The organism is Erythrobacter sp. QSSC1-22B (assembly GCF_001678665.1).
Taxonomy (GTDB): Bacteria; Pseudomonadota; Alphaproteobacteria; order Sphingomonadales; family Sphingomonadaceae; genus Qipengyuania.
Genome location: NZ_LZRP01000001.1, coordinates 281,440 through 305,313, shown reverse-complemented (window position 1 = coordinate 305,313; position 23,874 = coordinate 281,440). Strand labels below are relative to the sequence as shown.

Here is a 23,874-nt window from a genome sequence, read left to right as displayed (position 1 = left end):
GGCCGAAGCCGCCAATGAGTTGATGCGGCTGGCGCGGGCGATCGCGCGGCATGACCGGTTGTATCATGCCGACGATGCACCAGAGGTCTCCGATCAGGAGTATGATGCGCTGGTGCGGCGGAATGCCGAGCTCGAGGCGGCGTTTCCGCAGCTGGTGCGGGAAGATTCGCCCTCCCGTAAGGTTGGCCATGCGGTCGCCGCCTCGCCGCTTTCCAAGGTGACGCACGAGGTTCGGATGATGAGCCTCGACAACGCCTTTGCCGCCGAAGAGGTGGGCGAGTGGCTGGCGCGGGTGCGGCGGTTCCTGTCGCTGGCCGAGGATGAACCGGTGGCGATCACCGCCGAGGACAAGATCGACGGCCTGTCCTGCTCGCTGCGTTATGAAAACGGCGTGCTGGTCCGCGCGGCGACGCGGGGCGATGGGCAGGTGGGCGAGGATGTCACCGCCAATGTCGCACATATTGCCGATGTTTCCCAGCAGCTTGCGGGCGAATGTCCCGAAGTTTTCGAGATCCGCGGCGAGGTCTATATGGCGCGTGCGGATTTTGCCGCCTTGAACGCGGCGCAGGCGGCGGCGGGGGCCAAGCTGTTTGCCAATCCCCGCAATGCCGCCGCGGGTTCGCTGCGCCAGAAGGATGCCAGTGTCACCGCAGCGCGGCCCTTGCGGTTCTGGGCGCATGGCTGGGGCGCGGCGAGCGAGGTTCCGGGCGAAACGCAGCAAGCGGTGATGGAGCAGATCGCGGTGTGGGGCATGCCGCTCTCGCCGCTGTTCGCGCGGGTCGAGAGCCTCGAGGCGATGCTCGCGCATTATGCGAGAATTGGTGGGCAACGCGCTGATTTGCCGTATGAAATAGATGGGGTTGTCTACAAGGTCGACCGGCTCGACTGGCAGCAGCGGCTGGGCTTCGTCGCCAAGGCGCCGCGCTGGGCGCTGGCGCACAAGTTTCCCGCCGAGCGCGCCGAGACCACGCTCGAGAGCATCGATATCCAGGTCGGGCGCACCGGCAAGCTGACCCCGGTCGGTCGGCTCGCGCCAGTATTGGTGGGCGGGGTGACGGTGACCAATGTCACGCTCCACAACCGCGACGAGATCGCACGGCTGGGGGTGCGGCCCGGCGACCGGGTCCTGGTCCAGCGCGCGGGCGACGTTATCCCGCAGCTGGTCGAGAATTTGACGCCCGATGCGAGACGCGATCCCTACCACTTTCCCGATCACTGCCCCGAATGCGGCAGCGAGGCGGTGGCCGAGGAGGGTGAGGTCGATGTCCGCTGCACCGGCGGCCTCATCTGTCCGGCGCAACGCACGGAAAGATTGAAGCATTTCGTCAGCCGCGGCGCGCTCGATATCGACGGGCTGGGCGAGAAGACGATCGATCAGTTCTTCGCGCTGGGCTGGCTCGAGAGCCCCGCCGATATCTTCCGGTTGAAGACCCGTCGCGAGGAGATACTCGCGCTCGAGGGCTGGCAGGACAAGTCTGTGGACAATCTGTCGGCAAGTATCGAGGCCAAGCGCACCCCCGACGCCGCGCGGCTGTTGTTTGGGCTCGGCATTCGCCACGTCGGCACGGTAACCTCGCGCGACCTGATGAAGGGGCTGGGCGATATCCGCCGCCTGCCCGTAAAGGGCGCCGAATTCGCCGCCTATCGCGAGGAGAACCCGCGCGGCGCCGAGGAGAAGGAAAGCCCGTTCAACAATCGCATGGTCGAGGCGGTGAAGACGATCTTCGAGGTCCGGGCTGACGGGATCGGTGTCGCGGTCGGGCATGCGCTGGCCGATTTCTTCCACGAGGATCACAACCGCACGGTCTGGGACGATCTGCTCGGCGAAGTCTCGCCCCCGCGGTACGAGGTCGAGACTCAGGACAGCCCTGTCACCGGCAAGACCGTGGTCTTCACCGGCAAGCTGGAAACCATGAGCCGCGACGAGGCCAAGGCGCAGGCCGAGCGGCTGGGCGCCAAGGCCTCGGGCTCGGTGAGCGCCAAGACCGATCTGGTGGTCGCGGGGCCGGGCGCGGGCTCGAAACTCAAGAAGGCTGCGGAGCTGGGCATCGAAGTGATCGAGGAAAGCGAATGGGCGCGGATCGTCGCGGCGGCCGGATGATGCGAGAGAGCAATGGCAAACTCCCGCTCCCGTCCTCGGCCCCGGGACAAAAGGTCCCCGGATCGCTTTCTCACGCGCAGCCCGCCGCGCCGCGCCACTGGTGGATCGTTTCGCCGCTGGTCCGGTTTCTCGTCCTGCTGCTCCCAGTGCTCGGGCTGGCGGTGCTGGTGAGCCTGCTCCCGCGCCTGATCGATAGCGGCGAGGAAACCGAACCCGCACCGGTGATCGTTCCCACAGTGCTGGGCCCCGCCGAAGCCGCGCTCGAGGAGGAAATCGCCGCGCTGGCAGCGGGCTTCGACGGCGAAGCGGGGCTGGCGGTGCAGGACGTCGCCACCGGGCGGATCCTCCATGCGCAGGGCGATGCGCTCTATCCGCAGCAGAGCGTGAGCAAGTTCTGGGTCGCGCTCGCGGCGCTGAACGAGGCGGACGAGGGCCGGTTCGATCTCTCCGAAACGGTGACCCTGCGGCGCGAGGATCTGACGCTGTTCCACCAGCCGATCCGCGAGATCGTTCGCACACAGGGCAGGTTCGACACCGATTACGGCGATCTGTTCGACCGCGCGCTGACCCGCAGCGACAACACCGCCAACGATCGCATCCTGCGCCGGATCGGTGGACCCGAAACGGTGCAGGAATTCATCGACGACGCCGATCTGGCGGGTATCCGTTTCGGCACCGACGAGCGGACCAAGCAGAGCGGGATCGCCGGGCTGCGATGGAATCAGGCCTATTCCATGGGCCGAGGCTTCTACGATGCTCGCGACTCGCTGCCCGATGCGGTCCGGCGCGACCGCTTCGAAGCCTATCTCGCCGATCCTGTCGATGGCGCCTCGCCGATCGCAATGGCGCATGCGCTGGGCCAGCTGGCCCGCGGCGAGCTGCTCTCATCGGTTTCGACCGAATTGCTGCTGTCGACGCTCGAACAGACCCGCAGCGGTCCGCGACGGTTGAAGGGCGGGGTGCCGCCGGGCTGGACCATCGCGCACAAGACCGGGACCGGACAGGAATATGGCGGCGAGCAATCGGGCTATAATGATATCGGCATCGTCACCTCGCCCGCTGGGCACGAATATGCGGTGGTGGCGATGATCCGCCGCACCGGGGCGCCGGTGCCAGCGCGGATGGAAATGATGCAGGAGCTGGTGCGCGCGGTGGTCCGCTACGACGAAGCTGCCTATCCGCCGCCGGCGGGCGCGAAGCCCGTCAGCGGCGTGGTGACAACCGAGCCCTGAGCGCCAGTCCCGGCGGTACCAGTCCCGGCGGCGCCATTGCTCGGCGGTCAGTCGTTGGGCATCAGGTGGATCTCGCGGATCGCGGAGGTCTTGCGCTGCGACAGCGCGAACACCAGCGCATCGGCGACATCTTCCGGCTGAAGCTTTTCGGGCTTGGCTTCGTCGAAGAACGGCGTGTCGACCATGCCGGGCGAGATCACCGTGCAGCGGCCGCCCCATTCGCGCATTTCCTCGGCGAGATTGCCCGCCAGCCCGTGGACGAACCATTTGGTCGCGCCATAGACCGAACCCTTGAGATGGTCGCGGCCCGCCTTCGAGCCGGTGACCACGAAATGGCCCTGCGTCTTGCGCAGGTGCGGCAAGGTGGCGTGGGCGGTCTGCAGCACCGCGAGCACGTTGAGGTGGATCATCTTGTGCCATTCTTCGGGATCGCCGTTCTCGACCCCGGCTTTGCCGACACCCATCCCGGCATTGGCGAAGACCGCGTCGAGCCCGCCGAAACGCGCGACGGTCTGCTCGACCGCATTGTCGAGCCCGGCGCGGTCGGTGATGTCGCATTCCAGTGCCAGCGCGGCATCGCCGATCTCGGCTGCGAGTTTGTCGAGCTTGTCGCCCGATCGCGCCAGCAGCGCGACGTTCCAGCCCGCTTTAGCGGCTGCCCGCGCGCTGGCGGCGCCGATTCCGGTGGAGGCGCCGGTGATGAGAAGTGTCTTGGTCATGTCTGCCCTTTCGAATTCGCTATCGCTGTCGGGAGCTGAATGGGCGAGGGCAGGGCGTTGTTCCGGTCAGCTCAGGGTGAGCGCTGCCGGATCGGGCTCATCGACCCACTGCATCAGCCCGCCGGCCAGCGGTGTCCACACCCCCATAGTCATGCCCGCATGGGCGAGCACATCGCCGACCCACTGGTTGCAGGTGTTGGTGAGCGTATAGCGCCCGGCGGCGTCGTAATTGCGCGACCCAGCTTCGTAACTGGCGTAGTTTTGCCGCGTGGCGCCGGGCGGCAGCGCTGGGAGCGCTGCCTCGACGCGTGCGACCAGCCGCGCGTATTCCTCCACGCGCAAGGTGACGGGACGATGGTGTGCGGAGGCTATCGGGCGAACGTAATGGCCCACCCGCATCAGCCCCTCGCCGCCATGCAGGACGATCCGCACCACAGTGGCGAATTTCAGATCGCCCCACGTCGGGGTGTTGAGGAACACCTCCTTCTCGCCCCAGCCGATCGCGATATGCGTGGGCAGCTGCCCGTCGGGGCGCGGCTGGCCGGCGGATGGGAAGGTCGTGCGCCAGTCCTTGACCGGGCTGACCACCGGCATGACGATACCGGTGTGGACGCCATTGGTCTCGATCATGATGGTTATGCCCCGTTCCGGCTCGGTCCAGTCGGGATTGCGCGGCAGCGCGGCACCGATCCAGGCGGCGAGCAGGAAGACGGCGGTGATCAGCAGGGGGGCGAGCGCCACGCCCGCCAGCCACACCCGCCAGCGCTTCAGCGGATGCGGCTGTTCCTGAGCCATAGGATCGACCAGTCCCCCTTCACCAGCCGCCGCGCCAGCCGCATTCCCTGTCGGCGGTAGGCGGCGCGGACCTCGTTTTCCTGCGTCTCGAGCAGACCCGCCAGCACCACATGGCCGCCGGGCGCGGTGGCGGCGGCGAATTCGGGCGCCAGCGCGACCAGCGGACCGGCGAGGATATTGGCGATCAGCAGATCGTAGGGCCCGCGCGAACTCAGCAGCGGGTCGTCCATTCCGTCGGCGATTGTCGGCATCAGCGCGCCCGGACCCTCGCCCAAGGGCACATCGTTGCTGTGCGCGTTGCTGAGGATCACCTCGAAGCAGACCGGATCGATATCCGAAGCGGTGGCATAAGCCATCGGCCACAGATGCATCGCGGCAAAGGCCAGCAGCCCGGTGCCGGTACCAATATCGGCGTGGTTGCGGACAATCACGCCTTCGCGCTTCATCCGGTCGAGCATCGCGAGGCAACCCGCAGTCGTGGCGTGCTGGCCGGTGCCGAAGGCCTGGCTCGCGGGAATCTCGAAATTGACTGCGGCGGGGTCGGCCCCGTGATCGGGGGTGTGGATGTGGAAGCGCCCGGCGCGGATCGGCTCGACCCCCTGCTGGCTGAGGCTGACCCAGTCTGTCGGGGGCAGTTTCTCCACCTTGAACCGAGGCGGATCCACAGCGAACAATGCGTTGATGGCGCGCTTGTCCGCCGTCGAGGGGCGTCGCGGAAGCCAGGCCTCCAGCATCCATTCCTCGGGCCGGGCTTCCGCGATTTCATGCGCGGTAAGGACGATATGCGGATCCCACCCGTCGTCCTGCGCGTGTCGATCGAGCGCATCCTGCGCCCCGACCCGCGACACCGCGCCCGATAGTTTCCAGCTGTCTGTCATCGAGTACTTCCTACCGGACATAGCTCGCGCCATTGGCGTCGAGCGTGGTTCCGGTCATGCTGGGCGGCGCGTCGAGCGCGCAGAACGCGATCATCGCCGCGATTTCCTCGGGCTCGGCGACGCGGCCCAGCGGAATGTCGGCAAGCAGGCCGGGGCCGCCGCGGCTGTCGAGATAGTCGCCCGCCATCGCGGTGTCGGTGAAGCCCGGTGCGATCGCAAAGCTGAGGATGTTCTCGCCGGCATAGGCGCGGGCGATGGTTTTGTGCAGCGCCAGCATCGCGCCCTTGCTCGCGGCGTAGTGCCAATGCGCCGGGCTATCGCCGCGCTGGCCCGCGCGGCTGGCGATATGGACGATCCGCCCGCCGCGGTTGTCGCCATTGGCGGCGCGCTCCTGCCAGTGGCGCACGGCGAAGCGCGAAAGCTGCGCCGCGGCGGTGAGGTTGATCCGCATCGTGTCTTCGAAAGCGGCGAGCCAGTGAAGGTCGGTGGCGTCGATCGGGTTGGGCGCGAACAGTCCGGCGTTGTTGACCAGAACGTCGATCTCGCCGCCTGCGCGGGCCAGCGCCTCCTGCCACAATTCGTGAGGAGCGAAAGGTTGGGTGAAGTCGGCGGGCACGGTGTCGGCCGAGGCGCTGGTGGTCGCCTGGCCGACGACCTTGGCGCCGCGCGCCTCGAGCGTCGTTTTGGCCGCCGCGCCGATCCCGCGGCTCGATCCGGTAAGTAGGATGCAAGTCATGCAAGCGCCTATTCGCAAATTTGCGCCATTTGTCGAGGGGACGTGCCTTGTCTCGCGCGCTATGTCCGCTAAGGAGGGCCTCCAATTTCCACCCACCGGACACAAATTATGGCCGACCGCCCGCTTTCACCGCATCTGCAGATCTGGAAATGGGGCCCGCATATGCTGGTCTCGATCCTCCACCGCGCCACCGGCTCGGGCATGGCCACGGTCGGGCTGGGGATTTTGATCTGGTGGCTGGCCGCACTGGCCTCTGGTCCTGAGGCTTACGAAACCTTTGCCGGGGTGATAGGCAGTCCGATCGGGATCCTGGTTCTGATCGGGCTTACCTGGGCCTTCTTCAACCACATGAGCTCGGGTCTGCGCCATTTCGTGCTCGACATCGGTGCGGGCTACGAGATCGAGCGGAACAAGACCGGCTCCTATGTCGTGATCGCTGCGGGCGTGCTGCTGACGATCGCGTTCTGGGCCGTCGTGTTCCTCAAGTGAAAGATTCCTCGACCATGGGCAAAGAAACCACACTCGAACGCTACGGCAGCAAGACCACGGCCATCGGCCGGGTTCGCGGCCTCGGCTCCGCGCATGGCGGCGCGCACCACTGGCTGGTCCAGCGGCTGACCGCGATCGGCAATCTGGTGCTGATGACCTTCCTGGTGGTCAGCATGGCGCTGCTCCCGGCCTATGATTACGCCGCGATGGCGGGCTGGGTTTCGCAGCCGCTGGTCGCGACCGCGCTGGCGCTGCTGGTGATCAGCGTGTTCTGGCACGCGCGGCTGGGACTGCAGGTCGTGATCGAGGATTACGTCCACACCTCGGGCAACAAATTCGCCGCGCTGGCTGCGCTCAATTTCGTCGCGATCGGGGGCGGCGTGTTCGCGCTGGTCTGCATCGCCCGTCTCGCTTTTGCAGGAGCTGCCTGATGGCTAGCACCGATAGTTTCACCATCGGCGACCGCGCCTATCCGATCATCGAGCACACCTACGACGTCGTCGTTGTCGGGGCCGGTGGATCGGGGCTGCGCGCCACCATGGGCGCGGCCGAGGCCGGGCTCAAGACCGCCAATATCTCCAAGGTCTTCCCCACCCGGTCGCACACCGTCGCGGCGCAGGGCGGGATCGCCGCCAGCCTCGGCAACAACACCCCAGACCACTGGTCGTGGCATATGTACGACACGGTCAAGGGCTCCGACTGGCTCGGCGATCAGGACGCGATCGAATATATGGTTCGCGAGGCGCCGCAGGCGGTCTACGAGCTCGAGCACGCGGGCGTGCCCTTCAGTCGCAACCAGGACGGCACGATCTACCAGCGGCCCTTTGGCGGCCACATGCAGAACATGGGCGCAGGCCCGCCGGTGCAGCGCACCTGCGCCGCCGCCGATCGCACCGGCCATGCCATGCTCCACGCGCTCTACCAGCAGAGCCTGAAATACGCCGCGGACTTCTTCATCGAATATTTCGCGCTCGACCTGATCATGAGCGGCGGCAAGTGCGTCGGGGTGATCGCGATGTGTCTCGACGACGGGACGATCCATCGCTTCCGTTCGCATTCGGTGGTGCTGGCGACCGGCGGCTATGGCCGCTGCTACTTCACCGCCACCAGCGCGCACACCTGCACCGGCGATGGCGGAGGCATGGTGCTGCGCGCGGGGCTGCCGTTGCAGGACATGGAGTTCGTCCAGTTCCACCCCACCGGGATTTACGGCGCAGGCGTGCTGATCACCGAGGGTGCGCGCGGCGAGGGCGGCTATCTGACCAATTCCGAGGGCGAGCGCTTCATGGAGCGCTATGCCCCCTCGGCCAAGGATCTCGCCAGCCGCGATGTCGTCAGCCGTTCGATGGCACTGGAAATGCGCGAAGGGCGCGGCGTGGGCGCGGAGGGCGATCACATCTTCCTCCACCTCGACCATATCGATCCCGCGATTCTCGCCGAACGCCTCCCGGGCATCACCGAGAGCGGCAAGATCTTCGCCGGCGTCGATCTCACGCGCCAGCCGCTGCCCGTCACCCCGACGGTGCATTACAACATGGGCGGCATCCCCTGCAATTATCACGGAGAAGTGATGGCGGGCGATCCGGCCGATCCCGAGAAGATCGTCCCAGGCCTGTTCGCGGTGGGCGAGGCGGCCTGCGTCTCGGTCCATGGCGCCAACCGCCTTGGGTCGAATTCGCTGATCGATCTGGTGGTGTTCGGCCGCGCGACCGGTCACCGGCTCAACGATCTGATCAAGCCCGGCTCGAGCCATGCCGAGCTGCCCGCCGACAGCGCCGATCTGGCGCTGACCCGGCTCGACCATTTCCGTCATGCCAATGGCGGTTCACCCACCGCCGAGGTGCGCGCGGAAATGCAGAAGGGTATGCAGAAGCACGCCGCGGTGTTCCGCAACACCGAGCTGCTGTCGCAGGGCGTCGAGGCGCTCGCGCAGGTCAACAAGCGGATGGAGGACATCCATGTCACCGACCGCTCGATGATCTGGAACAGCGACCTCATCGAGACGCTCGAGCTCGACAATCTGATGGCGCAGGCCAATGTCACCATGGCCTCGGCCGCGAACCGCAAGGAAAGCCGTGGCGCGCATGCGCATGAGGATTTCCCCGATCGCGACGATGCCAACTGGATGAAGCACACGATTGCGACGTTCGACGGCTGGGGCGGCAAGGGTGGCAATATCGCTATCGACTACCGCCCGGTCCACGAGTTCACGCTGACCGAAGACGTGGAATATATCGTGCCCAAGGCGCGGGTGTACTGAGGCGGAGCGCCTCGAAGGGTTTCATGAAAGGCCGGGGCGGAAACGCTCCGGCCTTTTTTGTTTGGCCGAAGCCGGGCTGGATTGGCGCTTTTGCAAAGCGTGTTTACACGTGTAGTCGAATCATCTACAGATGTAGTCGAGAAGCCGTAATGAGAGATTAGATCATGCCGAGCGACCCTGCCGGAGAGCGCATATCCGATGCCGAACACGCGGTGATGGAGGTGTTATGGGGCCAGAGCCCGCGCTCCGCCGCCGATGTCTGCGATGCCATCTGCACGAACCGCGACTGGACGATCGCCACGGTCAAGACGCTGCTCTCGCGGTTGGTCGCCAAGGGCGCGGTGGCGACCGAGCCCGATGGCCGCCGTTTTCTCTACCGTCCGCTGATCGCGCGTTCGGCCTATGTCGGCGGCGAATCGCAGCGGCTGGTCGACCGCTTGTTCGGCGGGCGTCCCTCGTCGCTGTTCGCGCAGTTGGCGCAGAGCGAGGCGCTCACCGAGGATGATCTCGCCGAGATGGAATCCCTGCTGAAGGAGCTGCGGCGATGACCCAGTATCTGCTCGATTCGCTGCTGTGGACCGGGGCGCTGATCGCGCTGGTGTTGATGCTGCGTCGGCCGGTGGCGCGCCATTTCGGGGCTTCTGCAGCCTATGCGCTGTGGGCGCTGCCGTTGCTTCGACTGGTTATGCCGCCGATCACCCTTCCTGGCTGGCTGAGCCGGACAGAAGCGGCACCGGTGCTCTCCGACATGGCCGGGGCCGATGCAGCTCCGGCGCTTACGACGCTCGCCAGCGAGGCGGCGGCGCCGTTGGCGGCGCTGCCCGCGCCCATCGACTGGCTCATGCCCGTGCTCGTCCTGTGGCTGGCAGGCGCCATGATATTCCTGGTGCGGCGGTTCACGCTGTATTTCGCCATGCGCCGCGAATTGCTCGAGCGAGCGAAGCCGGTGGGCGAGGTAGGCCGGGTGCGGCTGATCGAGACCGCGGCAACGCGCGGCCCGGTGGCTTTCGGGGTGTTCGACAAGGTGGTGGCGCTGCCGGTGGGCTTCATGGCGCAACGCGATCGCTGCCGCCGCGATCTCGCCATCGCGCACGAACTCGCGCATCATCGCGGGCACGATTTGCTCGCCAATGTGCTGGTCCAGCCGCTGTTTGCGCTGCATTGGTTCAATCCATTGGGCTGGGTGGGCTGGACCGCGCTGCGGCGTGATCAGGAGGCCGCCTGCGATGCCCGCGTGGTCGCCGCGCGGAGCCGCGAGGAACGCGCCGCCTACGCCGATATCATCGCCGGGTTCGCTGCCACTGCAGGCGCCGTGCCGCGGCTGGCGCTGGCAGCGCCGATGGCCTGTCCGGTACTGGGCGACAAATCGATCATCCAACGTTTGAGGAGCCTGACCATGGCCGATATTTCTCCCCGCCGCCGCTTTGCCGGTCGCGCTGGTATTGCTGCCGCGCTGCTGGCGCTGCCGCTGACGGCGACCGTTTCCTACTCGCAAGTTACGGCTCCATCCGAGCCGCCCGCTGCACGGGGCACGCCAGCCGCTCCGGAAGCGCCCGCTGCGCCGCCGATCCCCGATGTCGGGGTCGAACAGGAATTCACCGCGATCGAACAAGGTTTCAGAGAAGCAGAACGGGGTTTGGAGACTGCCGAGACGGAAATGCTCGAGATCGAACGCAGCATCGAAACCACGGATGGCCAGAGCGTCGTCAACCAGCGGATCAGCTGGAACGGCAAGAACTGGAGCGAGCTGACCCCGGCCGAGCGCAAGGCCGCAAGGCAGCACCTCAGGGAAACCCGCGCGCAGCCTGCCGAGGATGGCGAGCTTCGCAGGGAGATGGAGCAATTGCGCCGCGATCTGGCTGAGAATGGTCAGATGCGCCGTGACATCAGCATCGCCGTCGCCGAAGCGAATGCCGCCGCCGCGCAGGCGCGGGCTGAGGCGCCACGCATCGTGATGGCATGCAAGGACTCGACCAATTACGTGACCACACAGCAAAACGCGGATGGGGGCACCACGATGTATGTGTGCGAAGCCAACGCCGAAAAGCTTGCACTGGGAGCGCTGCGTACGGCACGATCGGCACTTGCGACCGGGCGCAATCTTACGCCCGAAACCCGCACAGAAGCGCTGCGGTCGATCGACGAGGAAATTGCCGACCTCAGTGACTGATCGCCCGGCTCCGCCGCGAGCAGAGCGCTCGCGACGGGTTGCTTTTCGCTTGGATCGTCAGCCGATCTGGGTGATCGCATCGCAAGCGCGGTCGTCGCCGCGCAGTCCAAGGCGAAGCGCCTGACTGCGCTGCTGGCTGGTGCCGTGGGTGAAGTTTTCCTCGCTCACCCGGCCGCCGGTAAGCCGGTCGTCGCCGATTGCCGCGGCCGCTTCCATGCCTTCCTCGATATCGCCCGGTTCGATAAGGTTGCGATTCTTTCCTGCCCACACGCCAGCATAGCAGTCCGCCTGTAGTTCCATCAGCACCTGCAACGCATTGGAATCGCCCGGGGACTGCTGCTGCGCGCTGCGGATCTGGCCCGATACGCCAGTCAGCGTCTGGATATGGTGGCCGTATTCATGCGCCAGAACATAGTAGCGGGCGAAATCGCCGCTGTTGCCCGCCATCCGCGCGAGCTCGTCGTAGAAGCTGGTGTCGATATAAATCGTCTCATCTGCGGGGCAATAGAACGGGCCCATCGCCGCGCTGCCGCTGCCGCAGGCGGTGCTCACGCCGGCGCTGTAGAGATCGAGGGTGGGCTGCCGGAAACTGTCGGTGAAGCCCTGCTCCTGAAAGGTGCGCCCCCATGTGCTGTTGAGCGAATCGAGCGCGTTGCAAGCCTCGGTCGCGTATTCGCTGGCGGTGCATACCGCCTGCTCGTCGGTGTTCGCGGGGCCCGCCTGCTGTGAACCCTGCTGAACGCTCTCGACCGTGGCGGCGGTCTGCATCGGATCGAGCCCGAACACGAAATAGCCGATCGCGGCGAGGATGATGGTTCCGCAACCCAGACCGCCCGCCTTGCCTCCGGGCATCCCGGCACCGCCGCTCGATCGCACGTTGATATTGCCGGTGTTGAACGGATTGAGCCGCATGTCGTAATTTCCCCCAAAGTTCGCCGCTGGACAGCGCGCCTGGCTTGCGCGATGCGGCGTGAAACACCGATTAACGCCTGGAGGTCGATTTGTTTCTCGAAAATAAGCGCGCGCTCGTCACTGGATCGACCTCGGGCATCGGGCTTGCCATTGCCCGCGCGTTGCACGCCGAGGGGGCCGCAATCGTCCTCAACGGCTTTGGCGACGAAGCCGAAATCGCCACGCTGTGCGAGGAACTGGGCGCCAGCCACTCGGCCGCCGATCTCACCGATGTCGCGCAGATCGAGGCGATGATGGCCGAGGCGGGCCCGATCGACATCCTCGTCAACAACGCCGGGATGCAGCATGTCGCCCCGATCGAGGATTTCCCGGTCACCAAATGGGAGACGATCATCGCGCTCAACCTCGGGGCGGCGTTCCACACCACCCGGCTCGCGGTGCCTGCGATGAAGGCGAATGGCTGGGGGCGGATCATCAACACCGCCAGCGCCCATTCCAAGGTCGCCTCGCCGTTCAAGAGCGCGTACAACGCCGCCAAGCATGGCCTCGACGGGCTGACCAAGACGGTCGCGCTGGAACTCGCCGAACACGGCGTCACCGCCAATTGCATCAGCCCCGGCTATGTCTGGACCCCGCTGGTCGAGAACCAGATCCCCGACACGATGGCGGCGCGCGGCCTGACCCGCGACGAGGTCATCAACGATGTCCTGCTGGTCAAGCAGGCAACCAAGAAGTTCGTCCAGCCCGCCGAGGTTGGAGCGCTGGCGGTGTTCCTGTGCCGCGACGAGGCGCAGAACGTGACCGGCGCGAACTGGAGCATGGACGGTGGCTGGACCGCGGAATAGTTTCGATGAAGCTCGCGCAACTCGCAATGCTGCTCTCGGCCGCTGCAAGCCTGGCACTGAGCTTGACGGTTTTCGTCATCGTGGTCCGCGAACGGGGACTGCGCTGGAAGTTCGTCTGGGCGCTGCTTGCCCTTGTCGGGACGGGCGGGGCAGCGATGGTCTGGCCGGCACCCGACCAGCTCTACTGGTTTTTTGGAGTTGCCCTACCGTCAGCATCCTATGTCGCTGTGGACGGAAGCTGGCAGCCCGCCATGGTCCGCTGTCTCTTTCCGTTGGGTGCGTTGATCGCGATTGGCCGCCTGTACCATCACCGTCGTCAAACGGATCACGAGATGGCGACTGTCGTCGCCCCCTAGCGCCCCCGGCAATCCGTCGTTACATGGGCCGCCACCTTCCCTCCCGCAGGCGATTCTCACCGTGGCACATTTCGACATCCCCCTCGGCCTGACCTTTGACGACGTGCTGCTGCGTCCGGCCGAGAGCGATATCCTCCCCTCGATGGCGAACACCGCCACCAGGCTGACGCGCGCAATTTCGCTCAACATTCCGGTCATCTCCAGCGCGATGGACACGGTGACCGAGGCCGACATGGCGATCGCCATGGCGCAAATGGGCGGGATCGGCGTGCTGCACCGCAATCTGCTGGTCCCCGAACAGGTCGCCGCGGTGCGCGCGGTCAAGCGCTACGAGAGCGGCATGGTGGTCAACCCGATTACCATCCACCCCGATGCGACGCTGGGCGAGGCGCAGGAGCTGATGGCGGCCAACCGCATCAGCGGCATCCCCGTGACCGATCGCAGCGGCAAGCTCGTCGGCATCGTCACCAATCGCGATGTCCGCTTCGCCGAAAACCCGCTCCAGCCGGTGCGCGAGCTGATGACCACCGACAATCTCGCCACCGTGCCGCTGGGCACCGGGCAGGAAGACGCGCGCCGCCTGCTTCACCAGCGCCGGATCGAGAAGCTGCTGGTGGTCGACGATCACGGCCACTGTGTCGGGCTGATCACGGTCAAGGATATCGAGAAGGCCGTCGCCTATCCCAATGCCACCAAGGACGAGACCGGCCGGTTGCGCGTCGCTGCCGCGACCACGGTGGGCGATGCCGGTTTCGAGCGCACCGAAGCGCTGATCGATGCCGAGGTCGATGTGGTGGTGATCGACACCGCGCATGGCCACAACAAGGAAGTCGCGCGGGCGGTCGAACGGGTCAAGAAACTGTCCAATTCGGTCCAGGTGATCGCGGGCAATGTCGCCACCGCCGAGGCGACCAGAGCGCTCGCGGATGCGGGTGCGGACGCGGTCAAGGTCGGGATCGGCCCGGGTTCGATCTGCACCACCCGCGTGGTTGCCGGCGTCGGCGTGCCGCAATTGACCGCGATTATGGATTGCGCCGCCGAGGGCGAGAAGCACGGCGTTCCCGTGATCGGCGACGGTGGCCTTCGGACGAGCGGCGATGCCGCCAAGGCGCTCGCCGCGGGCGCGTCCTGTGTGATGATCGGTTCGATGCTTGCCGGGACCGAGGAAGCGCCGGGCGACACCTTCATCTACCAGGGTCGCAGCTACAAAAGCTACCGCGGCATGGGCAGCGTGAGCGCAATGGCCCGCGGCAGCGCCGACCGCTATTTCCAGCAGGATGTGTCCGCGCAGAAGCTGGTTCCCGAGGGAATCGAGGGGCAGGTGCCCTACAAGGGTCCGGCGAGCGCAGTGGTCCACCAGCTGGTCGGCGGGATCAAGGCGGCGATGGGTTACACCGGCGCCTCGACCATCGAGGAATTGCGCAACAAGGCGCAATTCGTCCGCATCACCGGTGCCGGGCTGACCGAGAGCCACGTCCACGACGTCGCGATCACCCGCGAGGCGCCGAACTATCCGGCCCGCTGACCCCCACCGGCCAGCGCGATGACACCTGCCGCCCGCGTCCAGACCGCGATCGAACTGCTCGACGCGATCATCGCTGCTGCGCGGGGCAAGGGTGCGCCCGCCGACCGTATCCTCGCCGACTGGTTCCGCTCCAACCGCTTTGCCGGATCCAAGGACCGCCGCGCGATTCGCGAGCTGGTCTATCGCACCATCCGCGCCTGCGGGCCGGTACCGGCAAATGGCCGCTCCGCGCTGCTGCGGCTGGCCGAGACCGACCCCGCCATCGCGCCACTATTTGACGGCTCCAACTACGGCCCGCCCGCCATCGGCGCGGGTGAAAAGCCCGCAGCCGGCGGGGTCGCGCCCGACTGGGTTGTCGAGCGGCTCGCGCGCTCCGGCGTCGAAGGCGAGGAAGCCGAAGCGCTGCTTGGCCGCGCGCCGCTCGACATCAGGGTCAACACGCTCAAGGCCGAGCGTGCCACGCTCGAATTGCCCGAACCCGTCGAGCCCACCGCCGCGCCGCACGGGTTGCGGGTCGCGACGGGGACCGCGGTCGAGCAATGGCCGCAATGGGCCGACGGGTTGATCGAGGTGCAGGACACCGGCTCGCAGCTCGCCTGTCTCGCGCTCGGCGCGCAGCCGGGCGAAACGGTGATAGATTTGTGCGCCGGGGGTGGTGGCAAGACGCTCGCGCTGGCCGCCGCGATGGACAATCAGGGCCGATTGATCGCCGCCGACACCGACCGCAACCGCCTCTCGCGGCTTGCTCCGCGTGCGAATCGTGCCGGGGCCAGCCTGATCGAGACCCGCCTCCTCGATCCGGGCCGCGAGATGGAGGCGCTGGGCGATCTTGCCGGACAGGCCGATGCGGTGCTGGTCGATGCGCCCTGCTCGGGGACCGGGACCTGGCGCCGCAACCCCGAGGCGCGCTGGCGGCTCGACGAAGACGAACTGGCGCGGCTGGTGCACTTGCAGGCGCATATCGTCGATCTGGCGGTCGGGCTGCTGAAGCCCGGCGGGCGGCTGGTCTATGTTACCTGCTCGCTGTTCGATGCCGAGGGCGCGGAGCAGGTCGACGCATTGCTTGCGCGCCATCCGCAACTTGCGGCGCAGCCGCTGGCTCTCCCGCTCGGCCGCGAGCGGGGGAAGGGGACGCGACTGACCCCGTTGAACGACGGCACCGACGGATTTTTCATCGCCTGTGCAGCTTAGGCATGATAATCAGGGGTATGATGGCTGACCAAGCTCATTCCCGCCATATCGGCACCCTGGAGACTATCATGCGCTTTGCCCCCGCCGCCGCTGCCCTTTCGCTGGCCCTCGTGATGACCGCGAGTGCGAGCTTTGGCGCCGACCGCGATCCGGCCCCACGCGCAGCAATGCTGATCGCCGAGGGCCGCGCCGCCATGGACGCCGGCGAGACGCAAGTTGCGATCGATTCCTTCGAAGCCGCGCTGGCGGTGGATCCCGGCTACACCCCGATTTTCCTCGAACTCGCCCGCGCCGCACGCAGCGACGATCTGCAGGGCAAGGCGATCCGTTATTACCGCGAAGCGTTGACGCGCGATCCGGGCAATTTCGCGGCGATTTCGGGCGAGGGTGCAGCACTGGTCGAAAAGGGCGCGGTCGAGAAGGCGCGCCTCAACCTCGCCAAGCTAGAATCGCTGTGCGGCGAAGCCTGTCCCGAAACGCAGCTGCTGGCGCAATCGATCGCCCAAGGCCCCAAAGAACGCGTGCTGACCGCCGAAGCCGTGCTGCCCGATACCGAGGTGGTTCAGTCCAACTGAGCTCGACTGCCCGGCATGCTGGCCGCGTTCAAACGAGCTCGCGAAAGGCTTCCAGCACGGTGCAGTAGACGCGCTTCTTGAACGGCACGATCAGCTCGGGAAGCTGCTCGGGATCGACCCATTTCCAGTCGCAGAATTCGGGCGGATCATGCGCCTCGAGGTCGATATCCTCGTCGGTCCCGGTGAAGCGCGCGAGATACCAGACCTGCTCCTGTCCGCGGTATTTGCCGCCCCACAGCTTGCCGATCAGCTCCTCGGGCAGATCGTAGCGCATCGCTTCGTCCATCCGCTTGAGAAGGGTGATGTGCTCGGGCCGGGCACCGGTTTCCTCGCCCAGCTCGCGCAGCGCTGCGTCCTCGAGGTCCTCGCCCTCGTCGACGCCGCCCTGCGGCATCTGCCACCAGTCGCCTTCCTTGTTGTCGATCCGCCGCCCGACGAAGACACGGCCCCGGGCGTCGACCAGCATCACCCCGACGCAGGGGCGGTAACCCAGCTCCCGAGGTTCGCTAGTCATCGGGTAATCCGCGCCAGCTTGACCTTGATCGCACCGAGGAAGGCCTCAAGATCGGCCTGACCGCTGGGGATCGCCTTGCGCAGCGTGACGAAGCCGTGGATCACCCCGGGAAATTCGAAATAGCTCACCTCGGTGCCCTGCTGGATCAGATGCGCGGCGTATTCGCGACCCGAATCGCGCAAGGGATCGAGCCCAGCGGTGCAGATCACCGTTGGCGGCGTGTTGGCGCAATCGCCGACCATCGGGGTGTGCCGCGGGTCTTTCGCATCGCCGCCATATTGCTGGGTGAACCAGGCCATCGCCGCGCCCGTCAGCAGGAAGCCTTCGTTGAACAGCGCGAAACTGCTGTGATCGGTGATGTCGCTGGCGACCGGGTAGATCGGCGCCTGCACCAGCACCGGCACCGCGGCGGGCTCGTTGACCAGCTGGTTGGTGGTGACGATGGTGAGATTACCGCCCGCGCTGTCGCCGCTGATGACCAGACCGGTGACCCGCAGGCCCAGCTCGGCTGGCGAGGAGGCGATCCAGCGCGCTGCCGCCTCGCAATCGTCCGGCGCGGCGGGGAAGGGGTGCTCGGGCGCGAGCCGGTATTCGACCGAGACCACCGGCAGGTCGAGCTGGTAGGCGATCTCGCTGCACAGCGAATCGTAAACCTCGATATCGCCGATCACGAAGCCGCCGCCATGGATGAAGACAACGCAAGGCCCGGCGTCGCGGGTTTCTTTCGTGTCATAGAGCCGCAGCGGGATATCGCCGTCGGGTCCGGGGCAGGTGAGGTCGCGGTGAATCGCGAGTTCGCGGTTGTCGACCTCCGCCACCGATTTCATCGCGCGCATCTGCTCGCGTCCCTCGACCGCGCCGACTTCCTCGACGCCCTTGCCGCCCATCTGCTCGAGCATGCCGAGAAATCCGCGCACATCGTCGCGCACGTAATGTTCGCTCTTGGCCAAAATCCACTCTCCCTGTTCTCTTTCCCCTAGGCTTAGCGGCTCGCTAAGGCTTTGCCAGCCGCGATTTTGTCGTCGACGGAGAAAAACTTGATTGCGAGAGCAGGGGGCGGCTCCTAGGTCCGGCTCTCGAATGACACCAGCGCCGCACACGCGCGGCGCGCGATAAGGAATTTCCGGATGGCAACTGCCGCCACCGCGCCGCAGGACGGCATTTCAGACACTCCCGAAGCCGTTGTGGTCCGGTTCGCCGGCGACAGCGGTGACGGCATGCAGCTGACCGGGGGACAGTTCACCCTGTCGACCGCGCTGGCGGGCAATGATCTGGCGACCTTCCCCGATTTCCCGGCCGAAATCCGCGCGCCCACCGGCACGCTGTTCGGCGTCTCGGCCTTCCAGATCAATTTCGGCAGCCGCGAGATCAACACCGCGGGCGATGCCCCCGATGTGCTGGTGGCGATGAACCCGGCGGCGCTAAAGGTGAATATTGCCGCGCTCAAGCCGGGCGGGCTGGTGATCGCCGACACCGGCGCCTTCACCAAACGCAATCTCGACAAGGCGCACTACGATTCCAATCCGTTGGAAGACGGTAGCCTGGCGAAATTCGACCTGCTCGCCTTCGACATCAGCGAGAAGACGATCGAGGCGGTCAAGCCTTACGGGCTGGGCAACAAGGACGCGCTGCGTTCGAAGAACATGTGGACGCTGGGCCTCGCGCTGTGGCTGTTCGACCGCGACCGCGCGCCGATCCACGAGTGGCTCAAGCAGAAATTCCGCCGCAACCCCGATATCGCCGACGCCAATATCGCCGCGCTCGATGCCGGTCATGCCTATGGCGAGACCGCCGAGCTGTCGGGCCCGATCAAGCAATTGCACATTCCGCCAGTACTCAGCGAGCCGGGTCTCTATCGCACGGTGACCGGCGCCGAGGCGGTTTCGCTCGGGCTGGTCGCGGGCGCGCAGCTGGCCAAGCTGCCGATGTTCTTCGGCGGCTATCCGATCACGCCTGCCAGCGCGATCCTCCACCATCTCGCGCGGCTCAAGGAATTCGGCGTCACCACCTTCCAGGCGGAAGACGAGATCGCCGCGATCTGCGCCGCGATCGGCGCGAGCTATGCCGGCAGCCTCGGCGTCACCAGCTCATCGGGTCCGGGCATCGCGCTCAAGACCGAGGCGATGGGGCTCGCCATCATGACCGAGCTGCCGCTGGTGATCGTCAATTCGCAGCGCGGCGGCCCCTCGACCGGGCTGCCGACCAAGACCGAGCAGAGCGATCTCTATCAGGCGGTCTATGGCCGCAACGGCGATGCACCGATGCCGGTGATTGCCGCCCGCAGCCCGTCGGATTCTTTCGAATGCGCGATCGAGGCCTGCCGCATCGCGGTGCAATACATGACCCCGGTGATGTTGCTGACCGATGGCTATATCGCCAATGCCGCCGAGCCGTGGAAAGTGCCCGATCCCGAGACCTTCGCTCCCTTCCCGGTGACCTTCGCCGATGCGGACAGCCTCGGGCTTGCGGGGCAGGGCGGGGTGGATGCCGCAGGTGCCGGGTCCAAGGGCGATACCCATCAGTCCGTAGTCCAGCCCTATGCGCGCGATGCCAAGGGCGCGCGGCCGTGGATCCGGCCCGGCACGCCCGAGCTGATGCATCGCATCGGCGGGATCGAGAAGGCGCAGGGCACCGGCCACATCGACTATTCGCCCGACAACCATCAGGCGATGACCGATGCCCGCCGCGACAAGGTGCTGGGTGTCGACCGCCCCGATCAAGAGATCGCGCTGGGCGAGCCCGGCGGGACGCTCGCGGTTGTCGGCTGGGGCTCCACCTACGGGCCCATCCTACAGGCGGTGCGCCGCAGTATCGCCAAGGGCCGCAAGGTCGCGCATATCCACGTCCGCCATATCTGGCCGCTGCCCGAAAATCTCGGCGAGCTGCTGCGCGGGTTCGACCATGTGCTGGTGCCCGAGATGAACACCGGCCAGTTCAAGACCGTGCTGCGCGATCAATATCTGATCGATGCCCGTCCGCTGACCAAGACCAGTGGCCAACCGTTCCAGATCGCCGAGCTCGAAGCGGCGATCGAGAAGTATTTCGACGGGATACCGGGCAACGAGGGCGGCGAAGTCCCCGCCAACGACCAGCAGCTGCCGAATACCGGATCTCTGGCGTGAGCAGCTCGGCTCCTGTTCGCCCGGATGACGCGGTCGTCGGACCGAACCCAATCGCAATTGAAGAACCCACATCATGAACGACATGACCCCCATCACCACCACCATGAAGGACTGGGAAACCGACCAGGAGGTCCGCTGGTGTCCCGGTTGCGGCGATTATGCGATCCTGAAAGCGGTCCAGCGCACGCTGCCGCAGTTGGGCTGCGATCCCAAGAACACGGTTTTCGTGTCGGGCATCGGCTGTTCGAGCCGCTTTCCTTATTACATCGAGAGCTATGGCTTCCACACCATCCATGGCCGCGCGCCGGCGGTGGCGACGGGGATCAAGCTCGCCAATCCGGAGCTCGATATCTGGCTGGTGACTGGCGACGGCGACGGGCTGTCGATCGGCGGCAACCACATGATGCATGTGCTGCGGCGCAATGTGAACATGCAGATCATGCTGTTCAACAACGAGATCTACGGCCTCACCAAGGGCCAGGCCTCGCCCACCAGCCGCGAGGGCACGCGTTCGCCCTCGACCCCGCTGGGCAGCTACGACCATCCCGCCAAGCCCGCCGCCTTCGCGCTGGGCAGCGGCGCGCGCTTCGTCGCGCGCGGCTTCGACGTCTCGAAAAAGCTGCCCGAAGTGCTGATCGCGGCGCATGCCCACAAGGGCGCCGCCTTCATCGAGATTTTCCAGAACTGCATCGTCTACAATAAGGACGTGTTCGACGATTTCGCCGCGCCCAAGGGTGCCGAAGCCCGGCAGTTGTGGCTGGAAGACGGCGAGCCGATGCTGTTCGCCGGCGGGACCAAGGGACTGGCGCTCGACGCGGTGAATCTGGCGCTCACGGTGGTCGATGTGACCGATGGCGACTGGCAGGCGGCGGGCGTGGTGGTCCACGACGTTCGCAATCGCTCGCTGGCGCATATGCTGGTCGAGATGCCGTTCGGCCCCTTCCCGATGGCGCTGGGCGTGCTCTACGACCACCCACGCCCGACCTTCGAGGACGCGGTGATCGCCGAACGCGCGCAGGCGAGCGAAGGCAAGCAGCCCGACCTGGCGAAACTGCTCGCGACAGGGCAGACCTGGACCGTGGATGCAGCGGAGGACGAACAGGTCTGAGTTTGGTTTCATATGGATAACCTCACTCATTCTCTCGTCGGCGCGCTGATCGGGCAGGCGGGGCTCAAGCGCAAGACCGGGCTCGCCATGCCGGCGCTGATCATCGGGGCGAATATCCCCGATATCGACGCGGCGTGCTTCTTCTGGCTCGACGGGGTCGAGCATCTCGGCTTCCGCCGCGGGATCACCCACGGCCCGATTGCGCTGGTGCTGCCGCCGCTGCTGCTTGCGGGCGGACTCTACTGGTACGACCGCTGGCAGGCGGGGCGGGGCAAGCGGCCCGATACGCGCCTGCCGGTGCATTTCGGCTGGCTCTACGCGCTCAGCCTGATCGCCTGCCTCTCGCATCCGGCGCTCGACTGGCTCAACGTCTACGGGATCCGCCTGCTCGAACCGTTCTCGAGCACCTGGTATTATGGCGATGTCCTGTTCATCATCGACATCTGGCTGTGGCTGCTGATGGGGTTTGCGACCTGGTTCTCGCTGCGGCGTGAGAAGCGCGGCGGCGAATGGCGGCGCCCTGCGCGGATCGCGCTGAGCGTGGCGGCGCTCTATATCGGGGTCAACGGCTGGATCACCGCGCGCGCCGAGGCGGCACTGGTTGCCAGCCCGGTCGGGACCGAGGTGGTGATCGCCAGCCCGCCGCCGCTGTTCTCGCTGTCGCGCGAGATGATCTCGGGCGGCAACGGGCTATACATGACCGACCGGCGCACGCTCGCCGGGGTGCCGATCGACGGTTGCGATTTCACGCAGGCCCGCCGCGAGAACAGGGACATCGACGCCTTCCTGTTCTGGTCGCGCGTGCCCTTCGTCGAACCGCGCGAGGATGGCACGCTGTGGCTGCGCGATGCGCGGTTCTCCGATCCCAGGGCGGGTGACCGTTTCTCGGTGCAAATCCCCGCCGCGGCCTGCCCGCAGGTTCGCACCGCGCCATGAGCGCCCCGCAGATCGTCTGGCTGCGGCGCGATCTGCGCCTCGCCGACCAGCCCGCGCTGCACGCCGCCGCGCAGGCCGGGCCGGTGATACCGGTGTTCGTGCTCGACGACCACCGCGCGGGCGATCACGCCTATGGCGGGGCATCGCGGGTCTGGCTGCATCACTCGCTCGACAGCCTTTCGCGCAGCCTGGCCTCGCGCCACTCGCAGATCGTGCTGCGCCGCGGCGATGCGCCGCAGATACTCGCCGCCATCGCGGCGCAGACCGGCGCGCGGTGCGTCCATGCGATCCGCCATTACGAACCGTGGTGGAAGGAAGCCGAGGATGAATTGCGCGACGCGCTGGGCGAGGACGCCGCGCTCAGGCTCTACGACGGCAATTACCTGCTCCCGCCCGGCGCGGTGACCACCGGGTCGGGCGATCCCTACAAGATCTACACGCCGTTCTCGAAGTCGATGCTCGAGCGGATGCCGCCGCGCGACACGCTGGGCGAGCCAGATATCATAAGCGCTCCCGATGAGTGGCCCGAGGGCGACGCGCCGGCCGACTGGGACCTCTTGCCAACCGACCCGGATTGGGCGGGCGGGATCCGCGACTTCTGGCAGGTCGGCGAGAGCGCCGCGCACGAACGGCTGACGCAATGGAGCGATTGGGTCGCGGAATACGACGAGGCGCGCAACCTGCCCTCCAACGATGGTTCGAGCCGGTTGTCGCCGCACCTTCACTGGGGTGAGATCAGCCCGGCGCAGGTCTGGCATGCGCTCAAGGGTCGGCGCGGGCAGGGCTGGCAGACCTTCGCCAAGGAGCTGATCTGGCGCGACTATGCGCAGAACGTGATCGACCAGTTCCCCGATTATGGGCGCACAGGCTATCGCGAGGGCTATGGCGAGGTCTGGCGCAATCCCAACCGCGGCCATCTCATCGAGGACGATCTGCGCGCCTGGCAGCAGGGCCGCACCGGCTACCCGATCGTCGATGCCGGGATGCGCCAGTTGTGGCAGACCGGCTGGATGCACAACCGCGTTCGTATGATCGCGGCGAGCTTCCTGGTGAAGCACCTGCTCATTGACTGGCGGCACGGTGAGCAATGGTACTGGGACTGCCTCGTCGATGCCGACTACGGCAACAACGGCGTCAACTGGCAGTGGATCTCGGGTACCGGGGTCGACAGCAACATGTTCGTGCGGATCATGGCGCCGCTGACGCAGAGCGCGAAATTTGCGGCGGCCGATTACATCCGCGAATTCGTCCCCGAACTGGCGCATCTGTCGGACGCCGATATTCACGATCCGCCCGAGGGGAAGCGCGGCAAGTATCCTTCGCGGATCATCGAGCACAAGGCCGCACGCGAGCGGGCGCTCAACGCATATCGGGACAGTCGGGGCGAGTAGCTTGCCTGTCGCGCCACGC

At 66.4% G+C, this 23,874-nt stretch carries 23 protein-coding genes; 16 read left to right on the top strand and 7 right to left on the bottom strand.

All coding sequences use genetic code 11. The features are described from left to right. Window positions 1-22: 22 nt before the first annotated feature. Together ligA and A9995_RS01400 are read left to right on the top strand one after the other, a co-directional pair. Complete coding sequence (ligA, locus tag A9995_RS01405) at window positions 23-2,101, top strand: NAD-dependent DNA ligase LigA (RefSeq protein WP_067609431.1); 2,079 nt, start codon at window positions 23-25, stop codon at window positions 2,099-2,101. Beyond that, a complete protein-coding gene (locus A9995_RS01400; RefSeq protein WP_067608108.1) occupies window positions 2,071-3,333 on the top strand; it encodes a serine hydrolase in 1,263 nt (420 codons plus the stop codon). Before ligA ends, A9995_RS01400 begins: the two co-directional genes overlap by 31 nt. 47 nt (window positions 3,334-3,380) lie before the next feature. Here the strand turns inward: A9995_RS01400 and A9995_RS01395 are convergent, their stop codons facing one another. From A9995_RS01395 to A9995_RS01380, 4 genes are all read right to left on the bottom strand, one after another. Then, on the bottom strand, window positions 3,381-4,052 hold the full coding sequence (locus A9995_RS01395) for an SDR family oxidoreductase (protein ID WP_067608105.1): 672 nt from the start codon (window positions 4,050-4,052) through the stop codon (window positions 3,381-3,383). A gap of 66 nt (window positions 4,053-4,118) precedes the next feature. Next, window positions 4,119-4,847, bottom strand: coding sequence for a DUF2459 domain-containing protein (locus A9995_RS01390; protein WP_067608102.1), 729 nt, complete (start codon window positions 4,845-4,847; stop codon window positions 4,119-4,121). Continuing rightward, on the bottom strand, window positions 4,820-5,725 hold the full coding sequence (locus A9995_RS01385) for a 50S ribosomal protein L11 methyltransferase (RefSeq protein WP_145916762.1): 906 nt from the start codon (window positions 5,723-5,725) through the stop codon (window positions 4,820-4,822). The genes A9995_RS01390 and A9995_RS01385 overlap by 28 nt, the downstream gene beginning before the upstream one ends. Before the next feature lie 10 nt (window positions 5,726-5,735). Next, a complete protein-coding gene (locus A9995_RS01380; protein ID WP_067608096.1) occupies window positions 5,736-6,461 on the bottom strand; it encodes an SDR family NAD(P)-dependent oxidoreductase in 726 nt (241 codons plus the stop codon). A 108-nt stretch (window positions 6,462-6,569) separates the two neighbouring features. Between A9995_RS01380 and sdhC the strand changes: the two genes are divergently transcribed. The 5 genes from sdhC to A9995_RS01355 all read left to right on the top strand — a co-directional run bounded on the left by sdhC (window position 6,570) and on the right by A9995_RS01355 (window position 11,380). Next, a complete protein-coding gene (gene sdhC, locus A9995_RS01375) occupies window positions 6,570-6,950 on the top strand; it encodes a succinate dehydrogenase, cytochrome b556 subunit (protein ID WP_067608093.1) in 381 nt (126 codons plus the stop codon). Between the two features lie 14 nt (window positions 6,951-6,964). Next, window positions 6,965-7,381, top strand: coding sequence for a succinate dehydrogenase, hydrophobic membrane anchor protein (sdhD, locus tag A9995_RS01370; protein WP_067609429.1), 417 nt, complete (start codon window positions 6,965-6,967; stop codon window positions 7,379-7,381). After that, complete coding sequence (gene sdhA, locus A9995_RS01365; RefSeq protein ID WP_067608090.1) at window positions 7,381-9,210, top strand: succinate dehydrogenase flavoprotein subunit; 1,830 nt, start codon at window positions 7,381-7,383, stop codon at window positions 9,208-9,210. The genes sdhD and sdhA overlap by 1 nt, the downstream gene beginning before the upstream one ends. 164 nt (window positions 9,211-9,374) lie before the next feature. Further along, window positions 9,375-9,758 carry a BlaI/MecI/CopY family transcriptional regulator gene (locus tag A9995_RS01360; protein ID WP_067608087.1) on the top strand — a complete coding sequence of 128 codons (384 nt, stop codon included), beginning with the start codon at window positions 9,375-9,377 and terminating at the stop codon, window positions 9,756-9,758. Continuing rightward, window positions 9,755-11,380, top strand: coding sequence for a M56 family metallopeptidase (locus tag A9995_RS01355; RefSeq protein ID WP_067608084.1), 1,626 nt, complete (start codon window positions 9,755-9,757; stop codon window positions 11,378-11,380). The genes A9995_RS01360 and A9995_RS01355 overlap by 4 nt, the downstream gene beginning before the upstream one ends. A 57-nt stretch (window positions 11,381-11,437) precedes the next feature. Here A9995_RS01355 and A9995_RS01350 read toward each other — a convergent pair whose 3' ends face one another. After that, the gene (locus A9995_RS01350; RefSeq protein WP_067608081.1) at window positions 11,438-12,292 is read right to left on the bottom strand and encodes a neutral zinc metallopeptidase; all 855 of its coding nucleotides are present in this window, start codon (window positions 12,290-12,292) and stop codon (window positions 11,438-11,440) included. Window positions 12,293-12,381: 89 nt separating this feature from the next. Here A9995_RS01350 and A9995_RS01345 point away from each other — a divergent pair, with 89 nt between their 5' ends. The 5 genes from A9995_RS01345 (at window position 12,382) to A9995_RS01325 (ending at window position 16,784) form a co-directional block, all read left to right on the top strand. Next, on the top strand, window positions 12,382-13,137 hold the full coding sequence (locus A9995_RS01345) for a 3-hydroxybutyrate dehydrogenase (RefSeq protein ID WP_067608078.1): 756 nt from the start codon (window positions 12,382-12,384) through the stop codon (window positions 13,135-13,137). Window positions 13,138-13,142: 5 nt separating this feature from the next. Next, on the top strand, window positions 13,143-13,493 hold the full coding sequence (locus A9995_RS01340; protein ID WP_067608076.1) for a hypothetical protein: 351 nt from the start codon (window positions 13,143-13,145) through the stop codon (window positions 13,491-13,493). 61 nt (window positions 13,494-13,554) lie between these two features. Next, window positions 13,555-15,018, top strand: a complete 1,464-nt coding sequence (gene guaB, locus A9995_RS01335; protein ID WP_067608073.1) for an IMP dehydrogenase — start codon at window positions 13,555-13,557, stop codon at window positions 15,016-15,018. An 18-nt stretch (window positions 15,019-15,036) separates the two neighbouring features. Further along, a complete protein-coding gene (locus tag A9995_RS01330; RefSeq protein ID WP_067608069.1) occupies window positions 15,037-16,209 on the top strand; it encodes an RsmB/NOP family class I SAM-dependent RNA methyltransferase in 1,173 nt (390 codons plus the stop codon). A 20-nt stretch (window positions 16,210-16,229) separates the two neighbouring features. After that, window positions 16,230-16,784: a hypothetical protein gene (locus tag A9995_RS01325; RefSeq protein WP_082992446.1), complete on the top strand. Its 555-nt coding sequence runs from the start codon at window positions 16,230-16,232 to the stop codon at window positions 16,782-16,784. Window positions 16,785-16,812: 28 nt separating this feature from the next. Here the strand turns inward: A9995_RS01325 and A9995_RS01320 are convergent, their stop codons facing one another. Continuing rightward, complete coding sequence (locus A9995_RS01320; RefSeq protein ID WP_067608067.1) at window positions 16,813-17,298, bottom strand: RNA pyrophosphohydrolase; 486 nt, start codon at window positions 17,296-17,298, stop codon at window positions 16,813-16,815. After that, a complete protein-coding gene (locus tag A9995_RS01315; RefSeq protein WP_067608064.1) occupies window positions 17,295-18,248 on the bottom strand; it encodes an alpha/beta hydrolase in 954 nt (317 codons plus the stop codon). Before A9995_RS01315 ends, A9995_RS01320 begins: the two co-directional genes overlap by 4 nt. A 177-nt stretch (window positions 18,249-18,425) precedes the next feature. Between A9995_RS01315 and A9995_RS01310 the strand changes: the two genes are divergently transcribed. The 4 genes from A9995_RS01310 to A9995_RS01295 all read left to right on the top strand — a co-directional run bounded on the left by A9995_RS01310 (window position 18,426) and on the right by A9995_RS01295 (window position 23,855). Then, on the top strand, window positions 18,426-20,420 hold the full coding sequence (locus tag A9995_RS01310; RefSeq protein WP_067608060.1) for a 2-oxoacid:acceptor oxidoreductase subunit alpha: 1,995 nt from the start codon (window positions 18,426-18,428) through the stop codon (window positions 20,418-20,420). A gap of 73 nt (window positions 20,421-20,493) precedes the next feature. Beyond that, the gene (locus A9995_RS01305) at window positions 20,494-21,528 is read left to right on the top strand and encodes a 2-oxoacid:ferredoxin oxidoreductase subunit beta (protein WP_067608057.1); all 1,035 of its coding nucleotides are present in this window, start codon (window positions 20,494-20,496) and stop codon (window positions 21,526-21,528) included. A gap of 12 nt (window positions 21,529-21,540) precedes the next feature. After that, the gene (locus A9995_RS01300; protein ID WP_067608054.1) at window positions 21,541-22,464 is read left to right on the top strand and encodes a metal-dependent hydrolase; all 924 of its coding nucleotides are present in this window, start codon (window positions 21,541-21,543) and stop codon (window positions 22,462-22,464) included. Then, a complete protein-coding gene (locus A9995_RS01295; RefSeq protein WP_067608051.1) occupies window positions 22,461-23,855 on the top strand; it encodes a deoxyribodipyrimidine photo-lyase in 1,395 nt (464 codons plus the stop codon). Before A9995_RS01300 ends, A9995_RS01295 begins: the two co-directional genes overlap by 4 nt. Window positions 23,856-23,874: the final 19 nt, after the last annotated feature.

Excerpts from the sequence above, each read along its gene's own strand:
- A9995_RS01310 (WP_067608060.1), top strand. The coding sequence starts at position 18,426 with ATGGCAACTGCCGCCACCGCGCCGCAGGACGGCATTTCAGACACTCCC.
- A9995_RS01360 (WP_067608087.1), top strand. The coding sequence starts at position 9,375 with ATGCCGAGCGACCCTGCCGGAGAGCGCATATCCGATGCCGAACACGCG.
- A9995_RS01390 (WP_067608102.1), bottom strand. The coding sequence starts at position 4,847 with ATGGCTCAGGAACAGCCGCATCCGCTGAAGCGCTGGCGGGTGTGGCTG.
- A9995_RS01305 (WP_067608057.1), top strand. The coding sequence starts at position 20,494 with ATGAACGACATGACCCCCATCACCACCACCATGAAGGACTGGGAAACC.
- A9995_RS01340 (WP_067608076.1), top strand. The coding sequence starts at position 13,143 with ATGAAGCTCGCGCAACTCGCAATGCTGCTCTCGGCCGCTGCAAGCCTG.
- A9995_RS01300 (WP_067608054.1), top strand. The coding sequence starts at position 21,541 with ATGGATAACCTCACTCATTCTCTCGTCGGCGCGCTGATCGGGCAGGCG.
- A9995_RS01295 (WP_067608051.1), top strand. The coding sequence starts at position 22,461 with ATGAGCGCCCCGCAGATCGTCTGGCTGCGGCGCGATCTGCGCCTCGCC.
- A9995_RS01320 (WP_067608067.1), bottom strand. The coding sequence starts at position 17,298 with ATGACTAGCGAACCTCGGGAGCTGGGTTACCGCCCCTGCGTCGGGGTG.
- A9995_RS01355 (WP_067608084.1), top strand. The coding sequence starts at position 9,755 with ATGACCCAGTATCTGCTCGATTCGCTGCTGTGGACCGGGGCGCTGATC.
- ligA (WP_067609431.1), top strand. The coding sequence starts at position 23 with ATGCGGCTGGCGCGGGCGATCGCGCGGCATGACCGGTTGTATCATGCC.
- A9995_RS01330 (WP_067608069.1), top strand. The coding sequence starts at position 15,037 with ATGACACCTGCCGCCCGCGTCCAGACCGCGATCGAACTGCTCGACGCG.
- A9995_RS01350 (WP_067608081.1), bottom strand. The coding sequence starts at position 12,292 with ATGCGGCTCAATCCGTTCAACACCGGCAATATCAACGTGCGATCGAGC.
- sdhA (WP_067608090.1), top strand. The coding sequence starts at position 7,381 with ATGGCTAGCACCGATAGTTTCACCATCGGCGACCGCGCCTATCCGATC.
- A9995_RS01395 (WP_067608105.1), bottom strand. The coding sequence starts at position 4,052 with ATGACCAAGACACTTCTCATCACCGGCGCCTCCACCGGAATCGGCGCC.
- sdhD (WP_067609429.1), top strand. The coding sequence starts at position 6,965 with ATGGGCAAAGAAACCACACTCGAACGCTACGGCAGCAAGACCACGGCC.
- A9995_RS01385 (WP_145916762.1), bottom strand. The coding sequence starts at position 5,725 with ATGACAGACAGCTGGAAACTATCGGGCGCGGTGTCGCGGGTCGGGGCG.
- A9995_RS01380 (WP_067608096.1), bottom strand. The coding sequence starts at position 6,461 with ATGACTTGCATCCTACTTACCGGATCGAGCCGCGGGATCGGCGCGGCG.
- A9995_RS01400 (WP_067608108.1), top strand. The coding sequence starts at position 2,071 with ATGGGCGCGGATCGTCGCGGCGGCCGGATGATGCGAGAGAGCAATGGC.
- sdhC (WP_067608093.1), top strand. The coding sequence starts at position 6,570 with ATGGCCGACCGCCCGCTTTCACCGCATCTGCAGATCTGGAAATGGGGC.
- A9995_RS01325 (WP_082992446.1), top strand. The coding sequence starts at position 16,230 with ATGGCTGACCAAGCTCATTCCCGCCATATCGGCACCCTGGAGACTATC.